The 21,533-nt window shown below is 53.2% G+C and carries 23 protein-coding genes; 9 read left to right on the top strand and 14 right to left on the bottom strand.

Annotation, left to right across the window (positions count from 1 at the left end):
• The first annotated feature begins 182 nt into the window (after positions 1–182).
• The 3 genes from GN107_RS07350 to GN107_RS07340 all read left to right on the top strand — a co-directional run bounded on the left by GN107_RS07350 (position 183) and on the right by GN107_RS07340 (position 2,260).
• Positions 183–602, top strand: coding sequence for a GtrA family protein (locus GN107_RS07350; RefSeq protein ID WP_230678571.1), 420 nt, complete (start codon positions 183–185; stop codon positions 600–602).
• 6 nt (positions 603–608) lie between these two features.
• Positions 609–1,532, top strand: a complete 924-nt coding sequence (locus GN107_RS07345; RefSeq protein ID WP_155287071.1) for a glycosyltransferase family 2 protein — start codon at positions 609–611, stop codon at positions 1,530–1,532.
• A gap of 131 nt (positions 1,533–1,663) precedes the next feature.
• Positions 1,664–2,260 carry a TetR/AcrR family transcriptional regulator gene (locus tag GN107_RS07340; RefSeq protein ID WP_155287070.1) on the top strand — a complete coding sequence of 199 codons (597 nt, stop codon included), beginning with the start codon at positions 1,664–1,666 and terminating at the stop codon, positions 2,258–2,260.
• Positions 2,261–2,324: 64 nt separating this feature from the next.
• Here the strand turns inward: GN107_RS07340 and GN107_RS07335 are convergent, their stop codons facing one another.
• The 8 genes from GN107_RS07335 to GN107_RS07300 form a co-directional block, all read right to left on the bottom strand.
• Entirely contained in the window at positions 2,325–2,783 is a 459-nt protein-coding gene (locus tag GN107_RS07335) for a universal stress protein (RefSeq protein ID WP_155287069.1), read from the bottom strand.
• 24 nt (positions 2,784–2,807) lie between these two features.
• Positions 2,808–4,067 (bottom strand): carboxylate--amine ligase, encoded by a 1,260-nt coding sequence (locus GN107_RS07330; protein ID WP_155287068.1) that lies wholly within the window; start codon positions 4,065–4,067, stop codon positions 2,808–2,810.
• A 1,602-nt stretch (positions 4,068–5,669) separates the two neighbouring features.
• Positions 5,670–6,767: a metallophosphoesterase family protein gene (locus GN107_RS07325; RefSeq protein ID WP_155287067.1), complete on the bottom strand. Its 1,098-nt coding sequence runs from the start codon at positions 6,765–6,767 to the stop codon at positions 5,670–5,672.
• A complete protein-coding gene (locus GN107_RS07320) occupies positions 6,764–8,065 on the bottom strand; it encodes a pyrimidine-nucleoside phosphorylase (RefSeq protein ID WP_155287066.1) in 1,302 nt (433 codons plus the stop codon). Before GN107_RS07320 ends, GN107_RS07325 begins: the two co-directional genes overlap by 4 nt.
• Positions 8,066–8,192: 127 nt before the next feature.
• Entirely contained in the window at positions 8,193–8,687 is a 495-nt protein-coding gene (locus tag GN107_RS07315; protein ID WP_155287065.1) for a hypothetical protein, read from the bottom strand.
• Positions 8,688–8,820: 133 nt separating this feature from the next.
• Positions 8,821–9,738 carry a DMT family transporter gene (locus GN107_RS07310; RefSeq protein WP_155287064.1) on the bottom strand — a complete coding sequence of 306 codons (918 nt, stop codon included), beginning with the start codon at positions 9,736–9,738 and terminating at the stop codon, positions 8,821–8,823.
• Between the two features lie 39 nt (positions 9,739–9,777).
• Complete coding sequence (locus tag GN107_RS07305) at positions 9,778–10,341, bottom strand: DNA-3-methyladenine glycosylase I (RefSeq protein WP_155287063.1); 564 nt, start codon at positions 10,339–10,341, stop codon at positions 9,778–9,780.
• A gap of 171 nt (positions 10,342–10,512) precedes the next feature.
• Positions 10,513–10,959 carry a universal stress protein gene (locus GN107_RS07300; RefSeq protein WP_155287062.1) on the bottom strand — a complete coding sequence of 149 codons (447 nt, stop codon included), beginning with the start codon at positions 10,957–10,959 and terminating at the stop codon, positions 10,513–10,515.
• Between the two features lie 360 nt (positions 10,960–11,319).
• Here GN107_RS07300 and GN107_RS07295 point away from each other — a divergent pair, with 360 nt between their 5' ends.
• The 4 genes from GN107_RS07295 (at position 11,320) to GN107_RS07280 (ending at position 14,157) form a co-directional block, all read left to right on the top strand.
• Positions 11,320–11,718, top strand: coding sequence for a helix-turn-helix domain-containing protein (locus GN107_RS07295; RefSeq protein WP_155287061.1), 399 nt, complete (start codon positions 11,320–11,322; stop codon positions 11,716–11,718).
• Positions 11,719–12,333: 615 nt separating this feature from the next.
• Positions 12,334–13,122 (top strand): tyrosine-protein phosphatase, encoded by a 789-nt coding sequence (locus tag GN107_RS07290; RefSeq protein WP_155287060.1) that lies wholly within the window; start codon positions 12,334–12,336, stop codon positions 13,120–13,122.
• Between the two features lie 25 nt (positions 13,123–13,147).
• The gene (locus tag GN107_RS07285) at positions 13,148–13,513 is read left to right on the top strand and encodes a hypothetical protein (RefSeq protein WP_155287059.1); all 366 of its coding nucleotides are present in this window, start codon (positions 13,148–13,150) and stop codon (positions 13,511–13,513) included.
• Positions 13,514–13,593: 80 nt separating this feature from the next.
• Positions 13,594–14,157, top strand: a complete 564-nt coding sequence (locus GN107_RS07280) for a class I SAM-dependent methyltransferase (RefSeq protein ID WP_155287058.1) — start codon at positions 13,594–13,596, stop codon at positions 14,155–14,157.
• Here GN107_RS07280 and GN107_RS07275 read toward each other — a convergent pair.
• A complete protein-coding gene (locus GN107_RS07275) occupies positions 14,154–14,771 on the bottom strand; it encodes a type 1 glutamine amidotransferase (RefSeq protein ID WP_196246280.1) in 618 nt (205 codons plus the stop codon). The genes GN107_RS07280 and GN107_RS07275 overlap by 4 nt on opposite strands.
• Positions 14,772–14,909: 138 nt before the next feature.
• Between GN107_RS07275 and GN107_RS07270 the strand changes: the two genes are divergently transcribed.
• Positions 14,910–16,286, top strand: coding sequence for a hemolysin family protein (locus GN107_RS07270; RefSeq protein WP_155287056.1), 1,377 nt, complete (start codon positions 14,910–14,912; stop codon positions 16,284–16,286).
• A 349-nt stretch (positions 16,287–16,635) separates the two neighbouring features.
• On the opposite strand, the gene GN107_RS07265 is transcribed toward GN107_RS07270, so the two are convergent.
• Both GN107_RS07265 and GN107_RS07260 read right to left on the bottom strand, forming a co-directional pair.
• Complete coding sequence (locus tag GN107_RS07265) at positions 16,636–17,505, bottom strand: DegV family protein (RefSeq protein WP_196246279.1); 870 nt, start codon at positions 17,503–17,505, stop codon at positions 16,636–16,638.
• A gap of 341 nt (positions 17,506–17,846) precedes the next feature.
• The gene (locus tag GN107_RS07260) at positions 17,847–18,776 is read right to left on the bottom strand and encodes an alpha/beta hydrolase (protein ID WP_371863482.1); all 930 of its coding nucleotides are present in this window, start codon (positions 18,774–18,776) and stop codon (positions 17,847–17,849) included.
• A 144-nt stretch (positions 18,777–18,920) separates the two neighbouring features.
• Here GN107_RS07260 and GN107_RS07255 point away from each other — a divergent pair, with 144 nt between their 5' ends.
• Positions 18,921–19,391: a MarR family winged helix-turn-helix transcriptional regulator gene (locus tag GN107_RS07255; protein WP_155287053.1), complete on the top strand. Its 471-nt coding sequence runs from the start codon at positions 18,921–18,923 to the stop codon at positions 19,389–19,391.
• A 55-nt stretch (positions 19,392–19,446) separates the two neighbouring features.
• On the opposite strand, the gene GN107_RS07250 is transcribed toward GN107_RS07255, so the two are convergent.
• The 3 genes from GN107_RS07250 to GN107_RS07240 all read right to left on the bottom strand — a co-directional run bounded on the left by GN107_RS07250 (position 19,447) and on the right by GN107_RS07240 (position 21,456).
• Positions 19,447–20,643, bottom strand: a complete 1,197-nt coding sequence (locus tag GN107_RS07250) for a multidrug effflux MFS transporter (protein ID WP_155287052.1) — start codon at positions 20,641–20,643, stop codon at positions 19,447–19,449.
• Positions 20,640–21,176, bottom strand: a complete 537-nt coding sequence (locus GN107_RS07245) for a GNAT family N-acetyltransferase (protein ID WP_155287051.1) — start codon at positions 21,174–21,176, stop codon at positions 20,640–20,642. The genes GN107_RS07250 and GN107_RS07245 overlap by 4 nt, the downstream gene beginning before the upstream one ends.
• 79 nt (positions 21,177–21,255) lie before the next feature.
• Positions 21,256–21,456, bottom strand: coding sequence for a hypothetical protein (locus GN107_RS07240; protein WP_155287050.1), 201 nt, complete (start codon positions 21,454–21,456; stop codon positions 21,256–21,258).
• Positions 21,457–21,533 lie beyond the last annotated feature (77 nt).

Below are 21,533 nucleotides of genomic sequence, written 5' to 3'. Positions count from 1 at the left end.
CATATCGGTTAGCTTTACGCCTTCCTCTGGTCGGTCAGTAAATCTATACCAATCTTTACAAATTAAGAACTACACCCATCACGGCCGCTGTGTCCCCCAACCGCCCTCAATATCTAAACCGTGTATAGCCGCCGCCTCGTGGTATAATTCGGGTGCATGTCAAAATCGAAGGAGCATTATCCATGAACATAAAGCAACTCCTCAGCAAATACGGGATGTTCATTCGCTACGTCATCATCGGTTTGCTCACGACGGCGATTAACTTTGTCGTTTTCTATATCTTTAAATTTCTGGGTGTTAACTACCTTATCGCCAACACCATTGCCTGGTTCGCCAGCGTTGTGTTTGCCTTCTTCACGAACAAGCAGATCGTCTTTCGCTCTGCATACACATCACGCAAAGCCTTTATCATTGAATTAGTTGAATTCTTCGCACTGCGCGGGGTCTCACTGCTTTTGGATGATGGACTCATGTTCCTCGGCATCAGTGTACTGCAGCTACCAATGATTATCGTCAAAATCGGCACCCAAGTCATCGTCATTATTTCCAATTACATTTTCAGCAAATTGATCTTTGTTAAACCATCTTCCAAGGGGGAATAGCACAACATGAAATCTGTCGCAATCGTCATTCCTAGTCACAACGAGGAAGAAAACGTCCCACTGATTCACCAAGCGCTCGTTGATACTTTTGCCAAGTTACCGAACTATAAGCTGATCACTTGGTTCATCAACGATGGCTCCACCGATGGCACCCTCGCCGAAGTGCAAAAACTGCAAACGAGCGACCCGGATGTTCACTACATCGACATGTCCCGGTCCTTCGGCAAGGAGGCCGGAATGTACGCTGGTCTGTCGACTGCTAAAGCTGACCTGTACGCGGTAATGGACGCGGACTTGCAAGATCCGCCCGCAATGATTCCCGATATGCTCGCTGGCATCGAAAGTGGCTACGACATGGTCGGCGCTGCGCGGACCGACCGCACCGGTGAGCCCCCGATTCGGTCTTTCTTCTCCAACATGTTCTACCGCATTATTAACCGGATCAGTTCGACCCCGATCGTACCAGGCGCCCGCGATTTCCGCATTATGACCCAGCAGGTCGTTGATGCGGTCCTCGCCATGTCGGAAAACAACCGCTTCAGCAAGGGTATCTTCGGTTGGGTCGGCTTCAAAACCAAGTACCTTCCCTACACGAACGTGGAACGCCAGCACGGCAAGAGTAGTTGGAGTTTCTGGAGCCTGCTGCGTTACTCGATTGACGGCATCGTTGATTTTTCCGACGCGCCCCTAAACATCGTTTCTTGGCTCGGCGTCGTTAGTTTCGTTGCGGCAGCACTGGCACTACTTTTCATTGTCATTCGCGCCGCAATTTTCGGCGACCCCACCCCGGGCTGGCCGTCACTGGTCTCAGTTTTCCTGATGATCGGCGGCCTGCAGTTGCTGGCGGTCGGTATCTTGGGGCGGTACATTGCCAAAATTTTTGTTGAGGTCAAGCACCGGCCAATCTTCATCGCCAAAAAAATTAAATAATATCGGATTTTTTTCGCCACCACGTAATTATTGGCATATCCTTTAATTATGTAAGTGGCGCGTCCTAGAGCCCGCCGCGACTTTTGCCGTCGGTGGGCTCTACTGTAATCTCAAGCAAAGGAGCGAGCACATTGGGGACAGCATATACCCGAAGCCAGCAAGCACTGAGCCGTGAATGCATCCAAGAAGCGCTATTCCTGCTCATGGCGGATGAACCACTCAGTAGCATCACCATCAGTGCGATTGCAGAACGTTCCGGAATTTCGCGAATGGGTTTCTACCGCAATTACAAGACCAAAGAGGACGTTCTGAACGACTACTTCACCATTGAGTTGAGCAAAATCGTGGGCCGCATTAGCGAACTGGACCCACTGACGGCTGAACGGCTAACGCCTGTATACTTCGAATACATCCACGATCACGCCGAACGCTTCAGTATCACCATCAAGGCAGCCGGCGACAACGCCTTCTATGAACCTTTCGTCCAGACGGTTGGTAACTTCTTCAGTGAGTACATCCGGCAGCCTTGGTTCACGGGCCCGTACGCCGAGTACTGGAAGCATTTTGTCACCTCGGGTCTGTACGCCGTCACCATTGCCTGGATCAAGGAGGATTTCAAAACACCTATTCCCACGCTGGTGTCCGTCACTAACCACCTGGCGGCACAACCACCACGAAAAGTACCCGACATCGTTATCAACGCCCCAGAAAAAGAAAATCAGGATTAAAAAAAGGCCGCCGTACATTCATCAATTCGAATGCACGGCGGTCTTTATTTTGCAGTGGAACACTCTACCTGACGATAATTACACTTGGATTAGCGTAGCGTGCAACTTCAGAGGCGACACTACCAAGCCGGTGGTGGCTGTTTTCGTGGGAACCCACGATGATCAAATCGGGCTTGAAGCTCGGCACAACCTCATCTAGGATGACCCGCGCGGGCCGGCCCTCACCGATAATCGGCTCCGCATCGATCACCCCAAACGCTTTGGCCTTATCGACGTAAGTGTTCAAGTGCTTAGAGATGTCAGCGCGCCGGTCGGCAACAATGTCCGGTGACAGTGACTGGTAGATGTTCATGTCCCCAGTTTCGAGGACTGACACAATCCCGAGAGGAATCCCGTAAATCTTAGCTAAAGTGCAAGCGTAATTAAAGGCACGCTGACTGGATTCATCGTCATCATCGTCCACCGCAAGCAACAAACGCTTGAAGTGCATTGTTTCAACTTCAAAATCTTCTTCAGTTGTCATTACTAATTCCTCCCGTGGGCAATCTTAATTATCGCCCTTGTTTTCCGCAAAGTAGCGCTTATAACGTCCGTAGTAATTATAGAACATGTATTCTAGTAATGCCCACCGCTTCAGACTCATATCCTGCTTGTAGAAAACGGTCGTTGCAACACGGCCCTCGTCAATCAGCTGCAGGGCCCGCTGTTTGTACTCGTTGTCCTTAGCGTAATTCTTGAAGATCCGCTTCGGCACCCCAAGCCACAACTTTGCTTTGCTCTCGTCCTTGTTGCCAAAGACAGTGTCGGCAGCGTCAAGTTCGTCGGTCACGTAATCCTTAACTAGCCAGCTGGCCAAATTGTAACCGTTGAGGGTAACAAAGAAGCTGCTCCGCCCCTGCCGAATGTTGATTTCGAAGAGTTTGAAGGTCTGGTCACGTTCGTCAAACTTCATGTCAAAGTTAGCGAAGCCCGTGAACTGAATGTCCTCCAAGAACTTCTTCATCTTGTCATAGAGATCCTGATTGTATTCCGGCAGGATGGCAACATAATTCCCAATGGCTGCTGGCGTTGGGTCCTCCAGCAATGGGTGACCCAAGCACATCATTTTGACGTGATGGTTCTTGTCGACGTACGCATTGAGCACCCGCATGTGGCTATCATCCCCAGGCACGAAGTCTTGGAGAATCAAGTCGCTGGTGTAACCATTGTCGTAGATTTTGCCGATCACCGTGTTCAGTTCCACTTGGGAGTGGATGGTGAAGGCCTTTTTGCGCCCTTCAAAATGAATGTTGAGCCATTCAACTGAGTTGGTTGGCTTCAGAGCAACTGGGAATGGGAACGGTGGTGTGATCGACACGCCGCTCTCATACATCGCCCGCGTGATGATCTTCGTCTTCGGGTAAGGCAAGTCGTACTCATCACAAACCTGGTAGAAGCTTTCCTTGCTGTTGAGCCGCTTGAGTAACTTGTAGTCCACGTATGGGCACACAAAAGTCTCACTGAGCTCATCCTTGTGCTTAGCAATCAGTTCAGCATAACCATCACCACAAGCAACCAGAATTACCTTCTGCTTAGTGCCAGCATATTTCTTAGCAATCTCGCGCATTGCCTCGATGAAGGCGGGATCGGAGTCAAAGTCCTTAATTAAGTGCACATTCACAATCTTAGAAAATCGTGTTGGTGCGAGCTGTAGGCGCGCGTAGATATCAACCGCGCGGCCGGTAATTTCATGGAATGAGCGTGCCATTCCGTATACGTTCATATCGCTCCCGAGTAGAATCGGGGTAAAGTCTGGCAAATCTGCCATCTGCAGTCTCCTCGCTTTATATCGTTTGTTTCGCACAGGTGACAGTATACCACAGCTGCTGAAAACGCAAATTATCACGCAAGTAAACGGCCATTCCGTTCGGGGCCATAACCATTGTCGTGACGCGGGTGATGGCCTTGGTTTAAGCCAAACGGCGGGAGCAAAGCGAGTCTTGCGCATCAGCTCGGACTGCAAAATTTAGGAAATATTCGTCCGGGTTTTGCAAATACGAACTGTAGGGAACGACTAGGTGGATACGCGGATGAACTGCATTAAGAGAAGCCGAGGAGAGCTACGCGGGGCAGAAGCTTGTGCTTTGCACACTCCAGTCCAAATGCCAAAGTGCAGGAACGTTCTAGCGAATGGTGTGGAATAAAGCCACAAACATTCTAGCAGCCGGTGCCGAGTCGAGCTACGGCCCGCAGAAGCTTGCGGTTAACACACTCTGGTCCAAATGCCTAAAGCCCAGGCATTTTGCCCAGAGTCCGTTAATCCTCAGCTTCTGACCGCGGGCCTTCGCCCTGTGGCCACAAAAAAACATCCCAGGCCTCTCAATCCCGGAATGTTTAGGTTAAGTCTGCTCGCATCTTGATGAGCACTGTCTGATTAAACTGGATATTCTACACCTCTAACAAGATATTCATTTGTGTGTTGCAACTTACCTGGATCTTTGCGTTGCTTCACTGCTTCCGCAGTACCGCTGTCGCCAGATAACTTGGCGTTGTTGGGCTGCCAATAGGCTCGGCCCGATTTACTAGCTGGAAAGGCTGCGGAGCATTTTCGTAAAGTCACTCGGCATTTGCCGAGTCGATACGCTCGTTAATTTAACGGCTATCTGCTCCCTTCGGCACAATCTTCAACTTCTTCTTAAATGCTAAGCAACTTTGGGCATCGGAACCAAATCCCTTCTGAAACTTTGCTCGATACCTTTTATCTATGCTGTGCCCTACCGTATCGGTACTTCAATCGTCAATGTTCTAACTCATTCGTTCTACACAATGTGCTAAATCAATCAAGTTTTGAATCCTTCAACGACTTTACAACATTGGTTCTAATTTACTAACGAATGTTCGTGCCTAGTAGCCTTATCACCTACACCCACCACCGATTCTCTGGAGTTCAGGTGGGTACTACTATCGGAAACCACCAAACACATTCGTCACGTCACCGCCATCCGAGGCGGCTGTATCCGGTCGTCTTCACTAGCCCGACACAAGGACCCGTGAAGCTCTACACTAGCAAACTACTAACTAACTTGGTGAATCGTTCTACTGACGTATAGGGTCACAAATCATATTGGTGCTGGAACCTGCTCACTTAGTCGTGCCGCTCGCTAAACCACCGCAGTCCGTGGTCAGTGAACTTAATGCTGATACTTGATGCTCATGGTTCGTTGTTACTTTGGTGCTGTAATTCTTTGGTACTATGATTCGTTAAAACGTGTGGAACTGTTGAGAGGTTATTGGCTATCAAGATGCTTGGTAGCGCTTCCTTAACCTTGACTATAGTATGCCATGAATGCGCTTACTTGACAAGGGCTTTTTACCCGCTTATTGCTTTTTTAATATTACAAATTTGCAAAAGATTCGGGGCCATCCCGCGTCAGTAGTTGATAATTCTTACCCGGCTCGTCGCCCCGTAGCCCAAGATTGCTAAACGGTGGCGGCGCGGATCAAGGCCAAGTATATACCCGGCACTCTCAGTACTGGTGCCGAGGCGCCGGTGCCAAGCGCGATTGTAGTCCGTCGTGATGAGGTGGTAAGGACCCATCAGCGCGCTGCAGTTCAGCAGCGTATAATTAACGCCCCGAACCTGATACTGAGCCTCAGTGTGCCAGTGACCGGCAAGATAGGCGCTAAACCGGCCCCGCACCTGGGTGAAGTCATAGTCAACGCTGCCAGCATAGTCACTATCTGCTGGTTCAGGCAAAACTAGACGCCCCTTGTGCCGGGCACGAAACGCTTCGAGCAGGCCTTGCACAGCCTCCGCTCCGTGGGTGAGGCCTACCCTGCCGCCAGGACGCAGCGCCGGCGCGTGCCCCAGCAGTAAAATGTCGCGCGGTCCAGCCCCAGCAAGAATTTTCGCCAGTGCCCGCAGCTGCGGTTCACGGACAGCTAGCTGCCGCTTTTCATCCGGAACTTTGCGGCCCCGATGCCGGTGCACTGCGTTGTCACTGGTATTCAAAATAATCACCCGCAGCCGATCATAATCACGGTACTGGACTCCCCCAGCGGCGGTATGGATTCCTTCCTGCAGAGCAAGTGCTGGCTGCACCAGGGCATCATACTCGGCGGGCATAAACGCACCCCTGCCACCACGGGCTTCGGCAAATTTGTCGTTGTCATCGTGGTTACCCTTGGCGAGCATAAACTCACCGGGCCCAGTCGCGAGGGTACCGCTCATTAATGCTAGCCGCATGCGGCCCAGCATTGGGCGCTCCGAACCATCGATTGCGTCGCCCAGGTGCACCCGCAGATCTGCCCCCACTAATTGGGCCAGGTACGATTGCTCACTGACGTGCATCAATCCGGTTGGTCCATAGTAGGTCATTGCCGGCCGAAACTTGTCATGGGTGTCCGTGATGACCGCAATTTTGATCGGATAATGGCTCAATGTCGGGGCCATTGCCGCGGCAACTTGGTCTAAATAGCGTTTGCTGCTGGGCCGGACCAAGAGCCCGTAATCCCGCGCCCGACTCATCCAACCAACCCGCGGATCAGTTTCGGCTTCTCTGGCTTGTCGCTACCGATGGTGAACGCCGCCTGGACCGCCGCATTGATTTTGTCATTCTCAGGCTTGTTGCTGTGAAGCGTGACTAGCGTATCGCCCGCGGTAACTGGGGTGCCGATCTTCTTGTGTAGCACCAACCCGGCAGCCATGTCGAGCTTGTCGCCCGCCTTGGCCCGGCCGGCACCGAGCTGCATCGCCGCAGTACCGAGCGCCTGCGCATTGATTGCGGTAACGAAGCCACTAGTGGTCGCCTTGACCTGATAGCGGTGGGCGGCTTTGGGCAGCAGCATTGGGTTGTCCACGATGCTAGCATCCCCGCCCTGGTCAGTGATCAACTGCTTGAACGCCCGCTTGGCCCGACCATCGCGCAGCACATCTCCGGCGAGACTTGCCGCTGTTTCCAAACTGTCAGTCTTGCCGGCCAAAACCAGCATCTGGGCGGCCAGGGCAACAGTCAGTTCGTGCACATCCTTGGGGCCGCGGCCGTTCAAAGTGGCCACCGTTTCGGCAACCTCTAGTGCGTTGCCAACCGTGATGCCCAGTGGCTGATCCATGTCGCTGAGAACCGCCTTACACTTCACACCATTGGCTTCACCGATGCTGACAAGCGCTTTAGCCAGTTTCTCCCCGTCCGCCTGCGTCTTCATGAAGGCCCCGTTACCCACCTTCACGTCCAAAACTAAGGCATCAATGCCCGAACTGATCTTTTTGCTCATGATCGAACCCGCAATCAGTGGGATGGACTCCACCGTGGCGGTAACATCGCGCAGGGCGTACAAGCGCTTGTCAGCAGGTGCTACGTCATCATTGGCGGAAATGATGGCCTCGTGGTGCTCTTGGACCTGTTTGATGAACTGCTCCGTAGACAGGTTCACGTTGAAGCCAGGGATTGACTCCAGCTTGTCGAGCGTCCCCCCGGTAAAACCGAGGCCGCGGCCACTGATCATTGGCACGTTCACGCCGAGCGCAGCCATGACCGGTGCGAGCACGAGGCTGATTTTGTCGCCAATGCCACCGGTGCTATGCTTATCAATTTTCGTCCCCGGAATGGCGGACAGGTCCAGAACCGTACCTGAATGCAACATCGCCGCGGCAAAATTGGCCATCTCGTCGTCCGCCATTCCCTTGAAGTACACCGCCATGAGGAAGGCACTCATCTGGTAGTCCGGGATCGTGCCGGCAACGTACTCGGTGATCATCCAATTTATTTCTTCTTTGCGCAGTGCGCCGCCATCACGTTTCTTGGCGATTAGGTCAACCATTCGCATAATCTTTTCCCCCATAATTACGTATTTAGTTTAATTGTAACAGCTTCCATCACCGGTCCGGTAATGTTTTAGTCCGTTTTGCAAAAATAAAAAGCCGCCTGCAGCGCAGGCGACTTCTGAATCATTATTATGCTAACTGCCAAGCGTGCAGTGCGTGTGCCGCCAGCACGAGGCTGACCACTGAATCGGGTGTGAGTGCGGACTGAACCGCATCTTCATGGCCCGTTGCGGCAACGGCACCAACAACTTCCAGACCGAACTTCAGGATTTCGAGATCCTTCCGCGGGCGGTATTTGCCGTCAACGTATGGCGTGTCGTGGTTGAAGTTAAACTTGATTTTGTCACCACTGATCGAACCATCAACATGGTTAACCATGATCCGGTCCTCCAGCTTAGACAGCTGCTGCTTGTCGTTGAGCAAGCTCAGTGTCTTGTCGGATTCGGACTGCAGGTAGGTCTCCTCAGTCATCTCCGGATATGCTGCCGCCGGGTTCTTGAGCACCTTCAGGTAGTCAATCGCCGCATACACCTTGTTTAGTTCCAAAATGGTCTGCTTCTTTAGTAAAGCGTCCGTCTGCTCCTCAAGCCAGTCGGCCAGAGTACTAATCCCGAATTGATCCATTGCATCCTCCTGCGTGGGCACAATGCCCGTCATTATCTTTTAGCTTGCTTATGCGAACCACTACTGCGGTCCGTGCGCGGTGCGCAATTCAGTAGTAATTGTAGCACGAACCACCCACAGCGCCAAAATTCAGCTAATCGGCATCCTTCCGCTCGCTAGGACTCTTAGGCGTGTTCAGGGTCATCAGCGCAACGGTGGCGAGAATCACCAGTGAACCGATGATTTCCCAGAAGCCCAGCTTGAGGTGCAGGAACAAAACGCCCGTCACGACCGCACCGAGTGGCTCAAAAGCGTCCAGCAGGCTGGCAGCGGTCGGCGCAATGTAGTTCAAACTGCCCAGATACATGGAGTAGGCCAGCAGGGTACCGAAAATCAGTACGAAAGCCCAGCACAGCTGCATGCGCCAGTCCATTGGCGGAACGTGCCGCCACGCGGGTTGCTTAATATTCAGCGCGAGGCCGCCAAGAAGCATCGCCCACGCAGTCACCGCTGTTCCCGAATAGTTGGCTAGTAGCCAGCGGGGGAGCAGGGTGTACGCCGCGGCCGCAACGCCAGACATCAAGCCCCAGAACAAGGCAGTCGGGGTGATGGCCAGTGTGGTGATCTGGCCCTTGGTAACGACCAGCACCGTCCCCATCATCGCCAGCGCGATGATGACAATGTCGCTGCGTCGCGGCCAAGTCCGGCTGGCAAAAGCCACCCAAATCAGAATCAGTACTGGCGAAAGATATTGTAATACGGTCGCTGTTGCGGCATTAGCAACGGCAACCGCCTTGAAATAAATGTATTGCATGGTTACCATGCCGAAAATCACGAAAATCAGCATGTGCACCACCGCCTTCGGACTACGCCAAAGCGCGAAGAAACCCCGCCAGTCCCGCAACAAGCAGTAGAGACACAGGACCACGCCGGCAATCAACATTTTGGCGCTAATAAGCCAGCCAACGGTCACCCCGTGGTCAAACAAATATTCACTAGCCGGACCCGAAATTCCCCAGAACGCTGACGCAACTGCCGCCAGCATGATGCCAAAATACCGCTTTTTGCGCACCCCAAACTTCTCCCCTCCAGCTCAGTGAGCTGTGGCCGCTTAATCTGGGGTAACGATGTGGTCGTCAATTACTCCGCAGGCCTGAAGGTAATTATACACAATCACCGGCCCCACGAACTTAAAACCGCGCTTTTTCATGTCCTTTGCCACCCGCTGCGACAACTCGTCCTGGGTTGGCGTTTCCGCCGCTGACGCTGGCGCGTGAATGATCTGCTCACCCTCTGTGAAGCTCCACACGTAATCAGCCAAGTTTTTGAACTCAGGGCGCAGTGCCAGTGCCACGCGGGCGTTGTTCGGCACGGCAGCAATCTTCATGTGGTTTTTGATCATCCCGTCAGCCTGCAGTGCCCGTTCCTGATCAGCGTCCGTCCAGGCGGCAAGCGTTGGCAGGTCGTAATCCGCAAACGCCCGCCGCAGCTGGTCCCGCCGGCTCAGAATCATCAGCCAATTCAGCCCCGCGGAGAACTGCTCCATAACTAGTAGTTCAAATACTTCCCGTTCACTGTGCTTAGGGTGACCCCAATCAGTTTGGTAGTATTCGTTCAACAGTGCGTTTTGGTTGGCCCAAAAATCTGGTGATGTACCGGGAATGGTTTTCATCATTCTTACCTCCAAGTAATAATAATTTACATCGCTGCACTATAGATTACGCACTCACCAAAGATTTTGCAGGGCTGACTTGCTCCAGACGCAAAAATAGCACCCCCGACCACCAACTGTAGGTGTCCGTGGATGCTATCAGCCGCTGCGCGTAAAGTGAACTAACAGGGCAAGCTATTCGGTCTTAACGATCAAAACGTCGCATGGTGCCGTCCGGTTGACGTACTCAGTAACGCTGCCAACCAGTACCCGCTCGATTGCGTTCAAACCAGTCGAACCGATCATGATCAAATCGGTGTGGTATTCATGTGGAAAGTCCGTAGCTATAACGTTCTTCGGGTTCCCGAAACGAACGTGAATGGCAACATCCTTGACGCCGGCGTCAACCGCCTTCTTCTGCAAGCCTTCAAGATATTCCTGAGAGTCTTGGGTAAGTTGATAAATCGCATCCCCGGAAATCATTCCACCGTAGCTGCCGATAAACTGCTTCGTGTCGAGCACGTTCAGAATATCGATGCGCGCGTGATTACTCAGAGCAACCTTGATTGCCTTCTGAAAAGCTAGTTCCGCCTCAGTTGAGCCATCTACAGGGACCAACAAACGCTCATATTCTTGTTCCATACCAGTCAACTCCCTTGCTTGTGTTTATTCAAGCATACGGCCGTGCCGGTCCAAATACAAGTGGAAACGGTTATATTGTCGCTTTTTGTAAACGCTAATTTTGACAGGTAATGGTCATTAGCCGCGGTGTTAAGCGCTTTCGTTCATCATGAACGCGCTGTTTTTTTACAAACCACCCCCACCGTGATTGGCCATATCCCCCGACAATATGAATAACCGTATTCAAAGCAAAATTGTAATAAACTTATATCTATTTATCGTCAAAAACGCTTGCTTTTTTTGACTTATGTGGTTACATTATGTGTGAAAGAAAGATTACACGTCGTGGTCTTAAATAATTTATGAAATGTGGTGTTTTTTATGGCAAATGAAATTGGTGCAGCACTTCGCCGGATCCGTAAAAACCGGGGCGAATCAATTGTTGAAGTTGCTAAGGCAACGCATACATCTCCAGCAAGTTTCACAAAGTGGGAAAATGAACAGACGACTCCCAGTGAACGCAGTGTTCGGAAGCTCGCCGAATATTACAGCATTGAACCTGTAGAATTGTTAGCACTTGCCTACCCAGACAAGTACGCACCAAAAGAAGAAGCTGCCCCTGAGGAAGACCTCAGCAACAGCATCCGGATCGAAGATGTCATCTCACCAGACACAGACCTAAGCTTCAACGGCAAACTGGTTTCAGACCAAGACAAGCACTTGATCGGCGCATTCGTTTCCGGCTTGTTGCTCAGCAAAAAGGAATACAAGCAAGATTAGTCAGTAATTATCAACAGCTGGCGCTGTCACTTAAGGTGGCGGCGCTTTTTGTATACAGAGCGGAACGGAGCGCTCAGAAGCTGAGCATTTGCGTACTCCAGAAGAAATGCCGGTTTTTGGCATTACTTCTGGAGTGTGCAAAGCACAAGCTTCTGCTCCGTGCAGCTCGACTCGGCACCGTAGCCTAGGATGCGCAGCGGGGCGCTCAGAAGCTGAGCATTTGCGTACTCCGGGAGGAATGCCTGGGCTTTGGCATTGCTTCCGGAGTGTGCAAAGCGCAGGCTTCTGCCCCGCGGAGCTCAACTCGGCACCGTAGCCTAGGATGCGCAGCGGGGCGCTTAGAAGCTGAGCATTTGCGTACTCCGGGAGAAATGCCGGTTTTTGGCATTACTTCCGGAGTGTGCAAAGCGCAAGCTTCTGCCCCGCGGAGCTCAACTCGGCACCGTAGCCTACTTCGCCTTAACTTCCCCGCTCCGCCCTCAACAATCAAACATTTTCCCATTCTCGCCGCCACTTTTGCATTTGGCGCGTACACACCTTCGCCAGCTGTTATACAATAGAATTAATAAATGCGGCGGACTGGCCGCAAATCCAAAAAAAGTGACGGTAATCAGCGTGGAACCTATGCTACTTAACATCCATCATGGCTTCAATTTCCGCGACATGGGCGGCTATCCCGGCGCGGGGATGCACACAATCAAGAAGCACAAGCTTATTCGCTCGGGCAAGCTCGATGAGCTGAGCGACCGCGACGTGCACTTTCTGAGTGATTACGGCGTGCGTTTTGACGTCGACTTCCGGTCTGCCGACGAAAAGAAGGCGGCCCCCGACCGCGTGCCGCACGGAGCTTCCTATTATTCTTTCCCCGTCTTCCCAACTGATGAAACGCAGGTCTCCAAAACACGCGAGGAAGAGTTCAAACAGTTCGCTGCGGACCCGCGTGGTGGTTACAAAAACATGTTGCAGACTTATGCCGACATGGTGCTGCAAGACGACGCCCAAAAGGCTTACCGCCAGTTCTTTGACCTCCTGTTGAGCAATCCGGACGACGGTCAGGCACTACTTTTCCACTGCTCTGCCGGTAAGGACCGCACGGGGATGGGCGCAGTTTACCTGATGTCCGCACTCGGCGTGAATATGGCCACCATCAAGCAGGACTACATCGCCGCTAACGACTACATTCAGGAGCCATTGCGCCAGATCCTCAGTAGCGTGCAAAAACAAGGTGCAAACGCCAACCTGGAGCAAAGCATCACTGACTTGTGGACAGTTAAGGAAGACTACTTGGACTCCGCGCTGACCACGATCGACCACAACTACGGGAGTATGCGCAATTACTTGCACGAAGCACTGAATCTGTCTGACGAGCAAGTCACGGATCTGCAGCGCATTTACCTAGTATAATTGACCACGAAAGGACCCGACGGTTATGAAACTTTACCAAGCACTAACCCAGATCACCATTAACACCAACATGATTGACGATGAACCAGACTACCAACTGGTCATTAAAGCCGACCGGGCCCCCCACTATCCAGCAAGCAAATTATATGCCTACATTGAATCAGTGCTGCGTCCGGGTAGCCGGCACGACCAAAACAATTTGGCCTTCGTGACCGATGCGGCTTTCATTGCCGAGAATTATGATTTCACGGTTTTCGCTGCCGACATGCACGCGTTTAACCTGGAGGACAAACTCGGTGTCGCCCGTAATATCGTGGCCGATTTGAACCGCCACGTCAGCGTTAATATCGATACGAAGCGCAAAGAAGTCCAATTACTTTTTGCCAATTAATGCAAAAGCGCTGGGAACCATTTTGTGGCTGCCAGCGCTTTGTAGTTTCTGATTAAGTTTAAGAAAGGAAGTTACTATTTATGCCGAATGTTTACCCCCCAGTCGCCGGGGTCGAACTGAAGGGGCAGCAGCCCCACGCCGCTCCGACCGCGGACTGGGCGGCCATTGCCGCGCAGCTACCCAACCTCAGTGGCGAACGCCTACTTGTTTTAGGCTGCGGTGATGGCTGGCTCTGCCGCACCGCGGTCGTTGCCGGCGCCCTGACGGTACAAGGAGTTGATGCCAGCAGTCCCGCAATTATGAGTGCCCGCAAAATGGCGAGCTCATCCCGCCTGCGTTACCGGCTCATGCCCGAATCTAGGTGGTCAATTATCGGTGGCCAGTACACGCTCATTTTGGTGACTGCCGTCAAGCCGAGCAACATCGACCAGCTCAGCCGCCTGCCCCGCCTGTTCCGGCACGGCCACGGCAGCATTATTCTCTGCGGTGACGCCAGCAGCATTGGGCAGCTCACCGAAGCAATTTACGATGCTGATCGCCGCCCTGGCAGTTGGCGCGAAGCCGAGGCCAAACCGCTACCCAGCGGTGCCGCAATGCACGTCCTGACCCGTAGCCGCATTGGCTCCCAGCGCTTGCATGACTAACTGAACAGTTCAGTCAAAATACTGTTCAGTTTACGCGTCGCTGCAGCACTGTTAAACTGAGGTGCGGGCTCCCGCTGCGCTGCATAGAACGTCTGCAGGTCTGACCCCGTGAGTTCGGGGTGAAATTGCAGGCCGACAATGTTGTCGTGATAGGCGAAACCGGCCGGGTGCCCGTCTGCCGCTATAAAGAGTGTCTGTGCTCCGGGCAGCTCACTAATAGTTTCGTCATTCCAAGTGACAGCGGTAAAATCATCGCCTCCCTGGCTATCGTGCAGCTGCACGGGGCCGTGGGTTGGTACCATTAGCGGCAGCACGGCCGCACCAAACGCGCGCACGATCTGCTGGGCACCAAAACCGATGCCGAGCACCGGCCGCTGCATTTTGCCAAGACTCCGAATGATGATCCGTTCGGCGGCAAGCCAACTTTCTTCGTCGTTCACGCTTTGCGGGCCACCAAGAACGATCAGCCCGTCAACCTTAGCGGGATTGATGGTGGCGATGTCGTCACCCAAGTCCGGCCGGTATTCACGCAGGTCAACGCCCGCTTGGTCTGCCCAAGCCGCAATCTGGCTGTAGCCCAGATTGTCGCTGTGTTGCATTAGGTCAATTTGCATTTTGATCTCCTTAATAAGCTTGTTTTCCATAGCATACCACGCACAGGGAGCAATAATGCAACATTTGGATTCGCCTCACTGTGGGTTTCATGCTAAAATGGGCACTAAACTAATTTTTTGAAATGGGGAATTGTAATTATGGATAGTGGCCAAGTTGCCTCTAATCTATTGGTCATGGTTGTTACCTTCTTATTCGCCGCTTTCTTCGTGGCTAGTGAGTTTGCGCTCGTTCAGAGCCGGCCAACTGCACTCGAAGATATGCTCGATAAGGGCGAGGGCAACAAGAAAAAGATCCGTTTAGCCCTCAAAATGGTTACCAACTTAAATGAATATCTCTCCACGACCCAAATCGGGGTTTCACTCGCCGGGCTGATCATGGGGTGGATTGGTGAAGACGTTGCGCAATACTTACTCATCAACCTGCTGGGGCTCGTCCACCTGCAGCTGCCTGATGGCGGTTTGCACATTATCGGGGCCGTTCTAGGGATCGTCATCCTGACTTACTTGGAAGTTGTTTTGACCGAAATTGTGCCGAAGAACATCGCAATCGACTTTTCCATCAAGACCTTGATGTTCATCGTCACCCCTCTGCACTACTTCCACGTACTGTTCTACCCATTCGTCTGGTTCCTGAACTACTCCTCAACGGCAGTGCTGCGGCTATTCGGCATGAAACCTGCTGAAGAAAATAGTGAGGCCTTCTCGCAAGCCGAGATTCTAAGTTTGAGCAAGAGTGCGGTCGCAACTGGACAGTTGGAGCAAAATGACGTGGTTTACATGAAGCGGGCCTTCGAATTCAACGACAAGACCGCGCGCGACGTCATGGTGGACCGCACCCAACTGATCGTGGTCGACATCAACGATACCGTGAAGGATGTCCTTCGGCTCTACCTGCAGGAAGGCTTTAGCCGTTTTCCAGTCGTTGCTAACCGGGATAAGGACAAAATCCTTGGTTACACCTACGTCTACGACCTCATCCGGCAGGCTCAAGTCGATGACTCCCTGCCGATGTCCAAGGTGCTGCGGGCCATCGTCACCGTGCCCGAAGTTACCCCGATTCAGACCATCTTGCAGAAGATGATCAAGAGCCAGTCCCCAATCGTGGTTGTCTCCGATGAGTACGGTGGTACCAGCGGGATCGTCACTGATAAGGACATTTACGAAGAACTCTTCGGGACCGTCAAGGACGAAATCGATGATGTCTCCGATGAATACATTCTTAAGACTGATAAGGACAATGTCTTTAAGGTCAGCGGTAAGACCACCCTGTACGATTTCGAGCGCTTCTTCCGCGATGACATTCCTGATTTTGAAAAGTCCGACATCATCACGGTCGGCGGTTCAATGATGGAATCTAATCCCGAAATCAAACAAGGCGACGAAATCGACCTCGGGCGCTATCACTTCTTGGTCAGCGATTACGAGCGTGGCTTCGTGAAGTGGTTCACGGTGACCGTTGATCCGGAGCCCAATAAGAGCAAGAAAGAACCAGAAAAAGAAGAACCAGAAGAATAAAGCAAAAGGAGAGTGGACCACAATGCGGTCAGCTCCTGAGCATTAGTAGAAAAATGGCTGTATTCCCGAACCTTGGGAGTACAGCCATTTTTAGACTAAGCGGAAGGAGCTGCGTTGTGGGCCACGTTTACATGCTAGGAGAGTTTGCGGCTTGCCGCTTACTCTCCTACATCCGTAGCGAAGAGAAGGTGGCCGACTCCTCACCATAGTTACGAACGGTCAGGAGTCGCCACTTTCACTAGCGCAGCTTGCTGCCCGTAGTGAAATGGACAGTGAAACGGCCGGCGCGATGATTGTCAGTCAATTCGGAGCGCCTAATTATGTGCGGCCCACTTTTTATCCACAACTTCTACTTGATGGGAAAGCTTTCCCAATCCGGCGCTGTGAAGATTCCGACCACGCCCGCGCCGGTGTGCACACCGATTGCGGGGCCAATCACGCCACGCTCTATCGTACCGCCCGCAAACGCACTGGCAACGTGATTGCGAATCAGTGCGGCTCCAGCGGTATTGTTTGCATCAATAATGGTGAAGCGCACCGGACCATTGATTTGCTCCGCGGCCGCCACCGCGTTCTTAGCAATCCGCAACAGTGCCCGCTTTGCCGTCCGCTCCTTACTGGTGGGCACGATGGCACCATCCTTCAGCACCAGCACCGGCTTAATAGCCAAAATGTTGCCCAAAAACGCGGTGGAACTACTGATCCGCCCCGTCCGCAGTAAGTGCCGCAAGTCATCGACCACAAAATTAACACTGACCTGCTCGTTGTAAGCCGCGAGCGTCACCATTACCTCTTGCGGCGTTGCCCCGGCAGCGAGCATGCGGGCGGCTAGCTTCACTTGGTTGGCTTCCCCGGTGCTGATGCTGCGACTGTCGTACACGTAGACCTTGATTGGTTCATAGTCACGGGTGAACGCCCGCAGACTGTCCACCATCCCGCTGAGCGCACCACTGAGATGAATCGAGAGCACCGCGTCGTAACCCTCTTTTGCAAGTGCCTGGTACGCTTCATCCAGTCGGTAGAGCGGTGCCTGAGCTGTCGTCGGCAAGTCTTTACTATTTTGCAGCCGGGCGTAGAATTCGCCACTAGTGATCGTTTCATTTTCAAACAATTCTTCCGTACCAAAAATCACGGTTAGTGGCACCACGCGCACCCCGAGCGCCGCAATTTCTGTCTTCGTTAAATACGCGCCACTGTCAGTTACGATTGCTGTTTTCACGATTATTTCTCCTTTACCGGAATCCTGCCCAACTGCGTACGCCTGCAATGCGCGTCGGGACCGTTTGTGTCTCCCAGTGTATGGTGCAAATGCCCATCCGGCAACGTTTCAGCTGTAACCCCAGTACGCCTCACAATGTGCTAAAATCACTACACTTAATTGCCCACCCTAATTAGCACCAACCAAAAACGGGCCCCAGCTTGGATGCTGAGGCCCGTTTTTAAGCAATTATCGCACTATCGATTTACAAATCCTGTTAAAAACTTACGAATTCCTTTAGCCGGCTGTCTGCAAAACCGCTCCAGCCGGATATTGCCTACACTTGCCTTGCACGGACGGGTTTAATGCATGTGCGCCGCCAGATAATTCAGCACGTGGCGTTGGTAAGCGCGCGGGTGCGTTCCCTGGCTAGCCGCGTGGGCAGCACCAGGTACGATCCAAAGCTGCTTGGATCCAGCCGTGGCGTTGTAGTTGCGCCGCGCCATTGCGGTCGGCACGAACTTATCCTTGGCCCCATGAATGAACAGTGTTGGTAAGTGGTTGTTCTTCAAGGTGCTACTCGTTTTAGCCGCAGCGTAGTTCACCCCCGTGTGCAAACGGGCGACGAACAAAACGCTCGGTACGAATGGCTTCGCTGGCAGGTGGTACATGCTCCGCGCTTGGAAGGACAATTCATCAGCCACACTGGTGTAGCCGCAATCCTCGACGATGACCCGCACCTGCCGTGGTAAGTGCTCACCGGCCGTGTACATTACGGTCGCACCGCCCATTGATACCCCGAAGAGAGCAATGCGACTCGTTTGCCCATTGCGCCGGACAACTTGCTTGATCCACTGACTGTAATCCTTACGGTCCGGCCAACCGTAACCAATATAGTTACCATCAGACTGCCCGTGTCCCCGGTCGTCGGGCGCGAGCACGTTGTACCCCGCGTTGTGGAACATGCGGATGTAGGAGGCCATGTCCTCCTTAGTGTTCATGTAGCCATGTGCAACGACCACCGTCTGCTTGGTCGCCGTAGCGGCAGGAACGTAATCCGCGCGCAACCGCCACTGCGCATGCCCCACCGCCTGCTCGTGCCACTGTTCCTTGCGCACGCTAGCAAGCCACTTGCGGTCCGCCCGCTCGTCCTTGGACATCTTACTGCTGAGAAAACTCTTACTGCTGGGGACAAAAGCCACCCGGTAGAAATACTCGCAGGCTCCAGCGTACGCTCCACCAAGGACAATGATTAATACTGCCGCGGCACTAAGCCAGCGGTGCCGTTTGATCCATAACTTCATGTTGATTTTACCTTCCTGTTCCAACAAAATGCCGGGTAAGTTCTAATTACGTGCGATAAACTAACACAAATCGCTCCGGATATTGTACAATTAATTCACAAATGTCAAAAAATACGTTTGGAGGACCTCAGAATGGAAGACAAAGAATTGATGAGTTCATTCACAGATGTGTATTTCAAAACAATGAAAGACATGACCACCATCCTGCAGGCAGCGACTGCACCGTACAAGGTGTCTTTTGAACAATACCAAATCATGCGCGACGTTGCACACAAAAACGCAACCAGTCTCACTGAATTGGTGAAATTGCGTGGTGTTACCAAGCCTGCCATTGCCCGCCAGTTGCGGACCTTGCGCAGCCTCAACTACATGCGCCAAAAAGTGGCCGATGAGGACCGGCGCCGCCACGTACTCAGCTTAACGAGAAGTGGCCAGCAGGTCGAGAAGCAAATCGAGACCAACATGGACGGGCGTCTCAGCACCCTGTTACTCGCACTCGGCCCCGATGATATCCAGACGCTCAAGCAGCTCCTCACGCAACTCGATGTGAAGGTGCTGGAACCAGTCCGCGCGACGCAAAAGTCCGCCCAAGATTCTGAATAATAAATAATAGCTTAAGGGCTGCGGCACGCCGTAGCCCCTTTTGTTTGCCCAATTTCTAAGTCCGCTGCCATTTTGGTCTGAGCCCCAGTGTAAAGGTAATTAAAGCCAGAACGCTGCTGCCGAGGATCAAACTGACCATCGGCAAGGAATCACGGGCACCAAACAGGCCGACAAGCGGGGATGCTAGGCCGGCGATGGCGTTACTGCCCAATCCCAGCAGGGCACTCGCCCCACCGGCACGTTGCGGTTCGGCATCCATGCCTAAACTGGTCGCGGTCGCGTTGACCCCACCGAAGAAAACCTGCATCAGGATGAGCCCGATAATCATTAAAAGAAGTGAATCCGCGGTGAGCGCGTTGATCACGAGCCAGCCGCCAGCAGCTACCCCACCGATCAGGGCCACCGCCATCAGCTTTTGCGTGGAGTAACGCCCAGACAAGCGCCCGACCGCATTAGTGCCCACCACGATGCCCAAACCGTTCACAGCGTAGAGAATTGAGAACAATAAGACGGGCACACCATAGTAGCGTTCGTAGACGAAACTAGACCCCGAAATGTAGGAAAACAAGGCCCCGTAAGCAAAGCCCTGCGCAATCACGTAAGTCATAAACGCCCGGTCCTTGAGCAGGAAAACCATGTCCCGGAAAGCTCGGAAGAGGTCCCTGCTCCGCTCCGCACCGTGCAGGGTCTCCGGTAACATGAACCAGCTGGCCAGCAGCAAGAACACCCCAATCAACGCCAGCAGGACAAAAATCCCCCGCCAGCTGGTCGCCATCAAGACAAGGCTACCAATGCTGGGCGAGATGATGGGAAAGATGCCGTTGATTGCCATCAAGAGCGCCATGAAGCGCGTCAGCTGGGCACCACTGTAGAAGTCACGCGCAATGGACCGAGACAGGACCTGCCCAGCACTACCGCCGACGCCTTGCAGTACCCGCAAGCCGATCAAGACCCAAATGTTGCTCTGCCAAGCAATCAGCAGTGAGCAAACTGCAAACAAAATCAGCCCCGCAAGTAGGGGCTTGCGCCGGCCGTAGCGGTCCGAAAGCGGCCCGAAAATCAGCTGCCCGGCCGCCATCCCCACCAGGCTCGCGGTAATAGTCAGCTGGGCCAGTGCCGCACTGGTGTGCAGACTTGTTTGCATCATTGGTAGTGCCGGTAAGTACAGATCCATCGACAGCGGCCCAAACGCGGAGAGCGTCCCCAGCAGGATCCCGAGGGCTAAGCTGGGCCGTTTGCCCCGCTCCGTCACGCTTTTGGCTCCTGCATGAGCAGTTGGTAAGCAAAACGTTCTGGCACGGGTTCGTCTAGGTAAACGGTCCCCACCGGCTGGAAACCATTACTGCTGACGACGTGCTGCATGATGCGGTTGTCTGGATGTGTATCAATGCGCACATCCCGCACACCCCGGAAGTACAATTCGGACAACAAACTGCTCATGAAGACGCGGGATAAGTGCAGGCCGCGACCGGCATCCCCAATGGCAAAGCGGTGAATCGCGTGGTAATCACTACTATTCGGGTTCTGCCAGCCGCGCCCTTCAATGAACTTGTAGAAGGGGTCAGGCCCGGTGATCAGGCTGGCCGTGCCGGTCACCACCCCGTCGACCGTGAGCACGCGGTTGGTGCCGGCGGCGATGTCGCTTTCCACCGCCGCGGCGTCAGGGTAACTTCCCTGCCACTGGTCAATGTGTTGACTGGCCAAGAACTGGCGCGCACCGGCGATCACGTCAAGAATTGCCGAAGCGTCACTGCTGACGCCCGGCCGAACAAAAATTGCGGGCATAATGTTGCCTCCTTATGTAAGGTTTAACCATTATTATCGCGCAAAATTTGGCCGCCCGCAATTCAGCCTTGTGCCTCCCCTACCGCCGCGGCTGCTTCAGCAAGTGCCGCTGGTAGACGTCTAAAACCGCAATTCCGCCGCCAATGCTACCGATCAGTAAACAAACAATGCCTGTGCCGCGCCACCCCGCCAGCAAACAGAGCACACCCACGATCAAGAACATCCGCACCAAACTCCGGTACGCCTTACAAGCACACTTACTCCGCAACCACGTTCGCATAACTACTCCTCCTAAGCAATCAGGTAATGCAAGCTTAGCGTGCGCACGCAAAAAGCACATCAGGCCTAGGTCCGATG

This window comes from Lacticaseibacillus zhaodongensis (assembly GCF_009687905.1).
Taxonomy (GTDB): Bacteria; Bacillota; Bacilli; order Lactobacillales; family Lactobacillaceae; genus Lacticaseibacillus; species Lacticaseibacillus zhaodongensis.
The sequence above is the reverse complement of the archived record's forward strand: the minus strand, read 5'-3'. Positions and strand labels throughout refer to the sequence as shown.

What these genes read in the sequence shown, in the direction of transcription:
- GN107_RS07240 (WP_155287050.1), bottom strand. Translation starts at nt 21,456, where the DNA reads ATGCGAACGTGGTTGCGGAGTAAGTGTGCTTGTAAGGCGTACCGGAGT.
- GN107_RS07300 (WP_155287062.1), bottom strand. Translation starts at nt 10,959, where the DNA reads ATGGAACAAGAATATGAGCGTTTGTTGGTCCCTGTAGATGGCTCAACT.
- GN107_RS07275 (WP_196246280.1), bottom strand. Translation starts at nt 14,771, where the DNA reads ATGCAAATTGACCTAATGCAACACAGCGACAATCTGGGCTACAGCCAG.
- GN107_RS07315 (WP_155287065.1), bottom strand. Translation starts at nt 8,687, where the DNA reads ATGGATCAATTCGGGATTAGTACTCTGGCCGACTGGCTTGAGGAGCAG.
- GN107_RS07285 (WP_155287059.1), top strand. Translation starts at nt 13,148, where the DNA reads ATGAAACTTTACCAAGCACTAACCCAGATCACCATTAACACCAACATG.
- GN107_RS07345 (WP_155287071.1), top strand. Translation starts at nt 609, where the DNA reads ATGAAATCTGTCGCAATCGTCATTCCTAGTCACAACGAGGAAGAAAAC.
- GN107_RS07255 (WP_155287053.1), top strand. Translation starts at nt 18,921, where the DNA reads ATGGAAGACAAAGAATTGATGAGTTCATTCACAGATGTGTATTTCAAA.
- GN107_RS07330 (WP_155287068.1), bottom strand. Translation starts at nt 4,067, where the DNA reads ATGGCAGATTTGCCAGACTTTACCCCGATTCTACTCGGGAGCGATATG.
- GN107_RS07280 (WP_155287058.1), top strand. Translation starts at nt 13,594, where the DNA reads ATGCCGAATGTTTACCCCCCAGTCGCCGGGGTCGAACTGAAGGGGCAG.
- GN107_RS07305 (WP_155287063.1), bottom strand. Translation starts at nt 10,341, where the DNA reads ATGATGAAAACCATTCCCGGTACATCACCAGATTTTTGGGCCAACCAA.
- GN107_RS07325 (WP_155287067.1), bottom strand. Translation starts at nt 6,767, where the DNA reads ATGAGTCGGGCGCGGGATTACGGGCTCTTGGTCCGGCCCAGCAGCAAA.
- GN107_RS07320 (WP_155287066.1), bottom strand. Translation starts at nt 8,065, where the DNA reads ATGCGAATGGTTGACCTAATCGCCAAGAAACGTGATGGCGGCGCACTG.
- GN107_RS07270 (WP_155287056.1), top strand. Translation starts at nt 14,910, where the DNA reads ATGGATAGTGGCCAAGTTGCCTCTAATCTATTGGTCATGGTTGTTACC.
- GN107_RS07350 (WP_230678571.1), top strand. Translation starts at nt 183, where the DNA reads ATGAACATAAAGCAACTCCTCAGCAAATACGGGATGTTCATTCGCTAC.
- GN107_RS07335 (WP_155287069.1), bottom strand. Translation starts at nt 2,783, where the DNA reads ATGACAACTGAAGAAGATTTTGAAGTTGAAACAATGCACTTCAAGCGT.
- GN107_RS07245 (WP_155287051.1), bottom strand. Translation starts at nt 21,176, where the DNA reads ATGCCCGCAATTTTTGTTCGGCCGGGCGTCAGCAGTGACGCTTCGGCA.
- GN107_RS07295 (WP_155287061.1), top strand. Translation starts at nt 11,320, where the DNA reads ATGGCAAATGAAATTGGTGCAGCACTTCGCCGGATCCGTAAAAACCGG.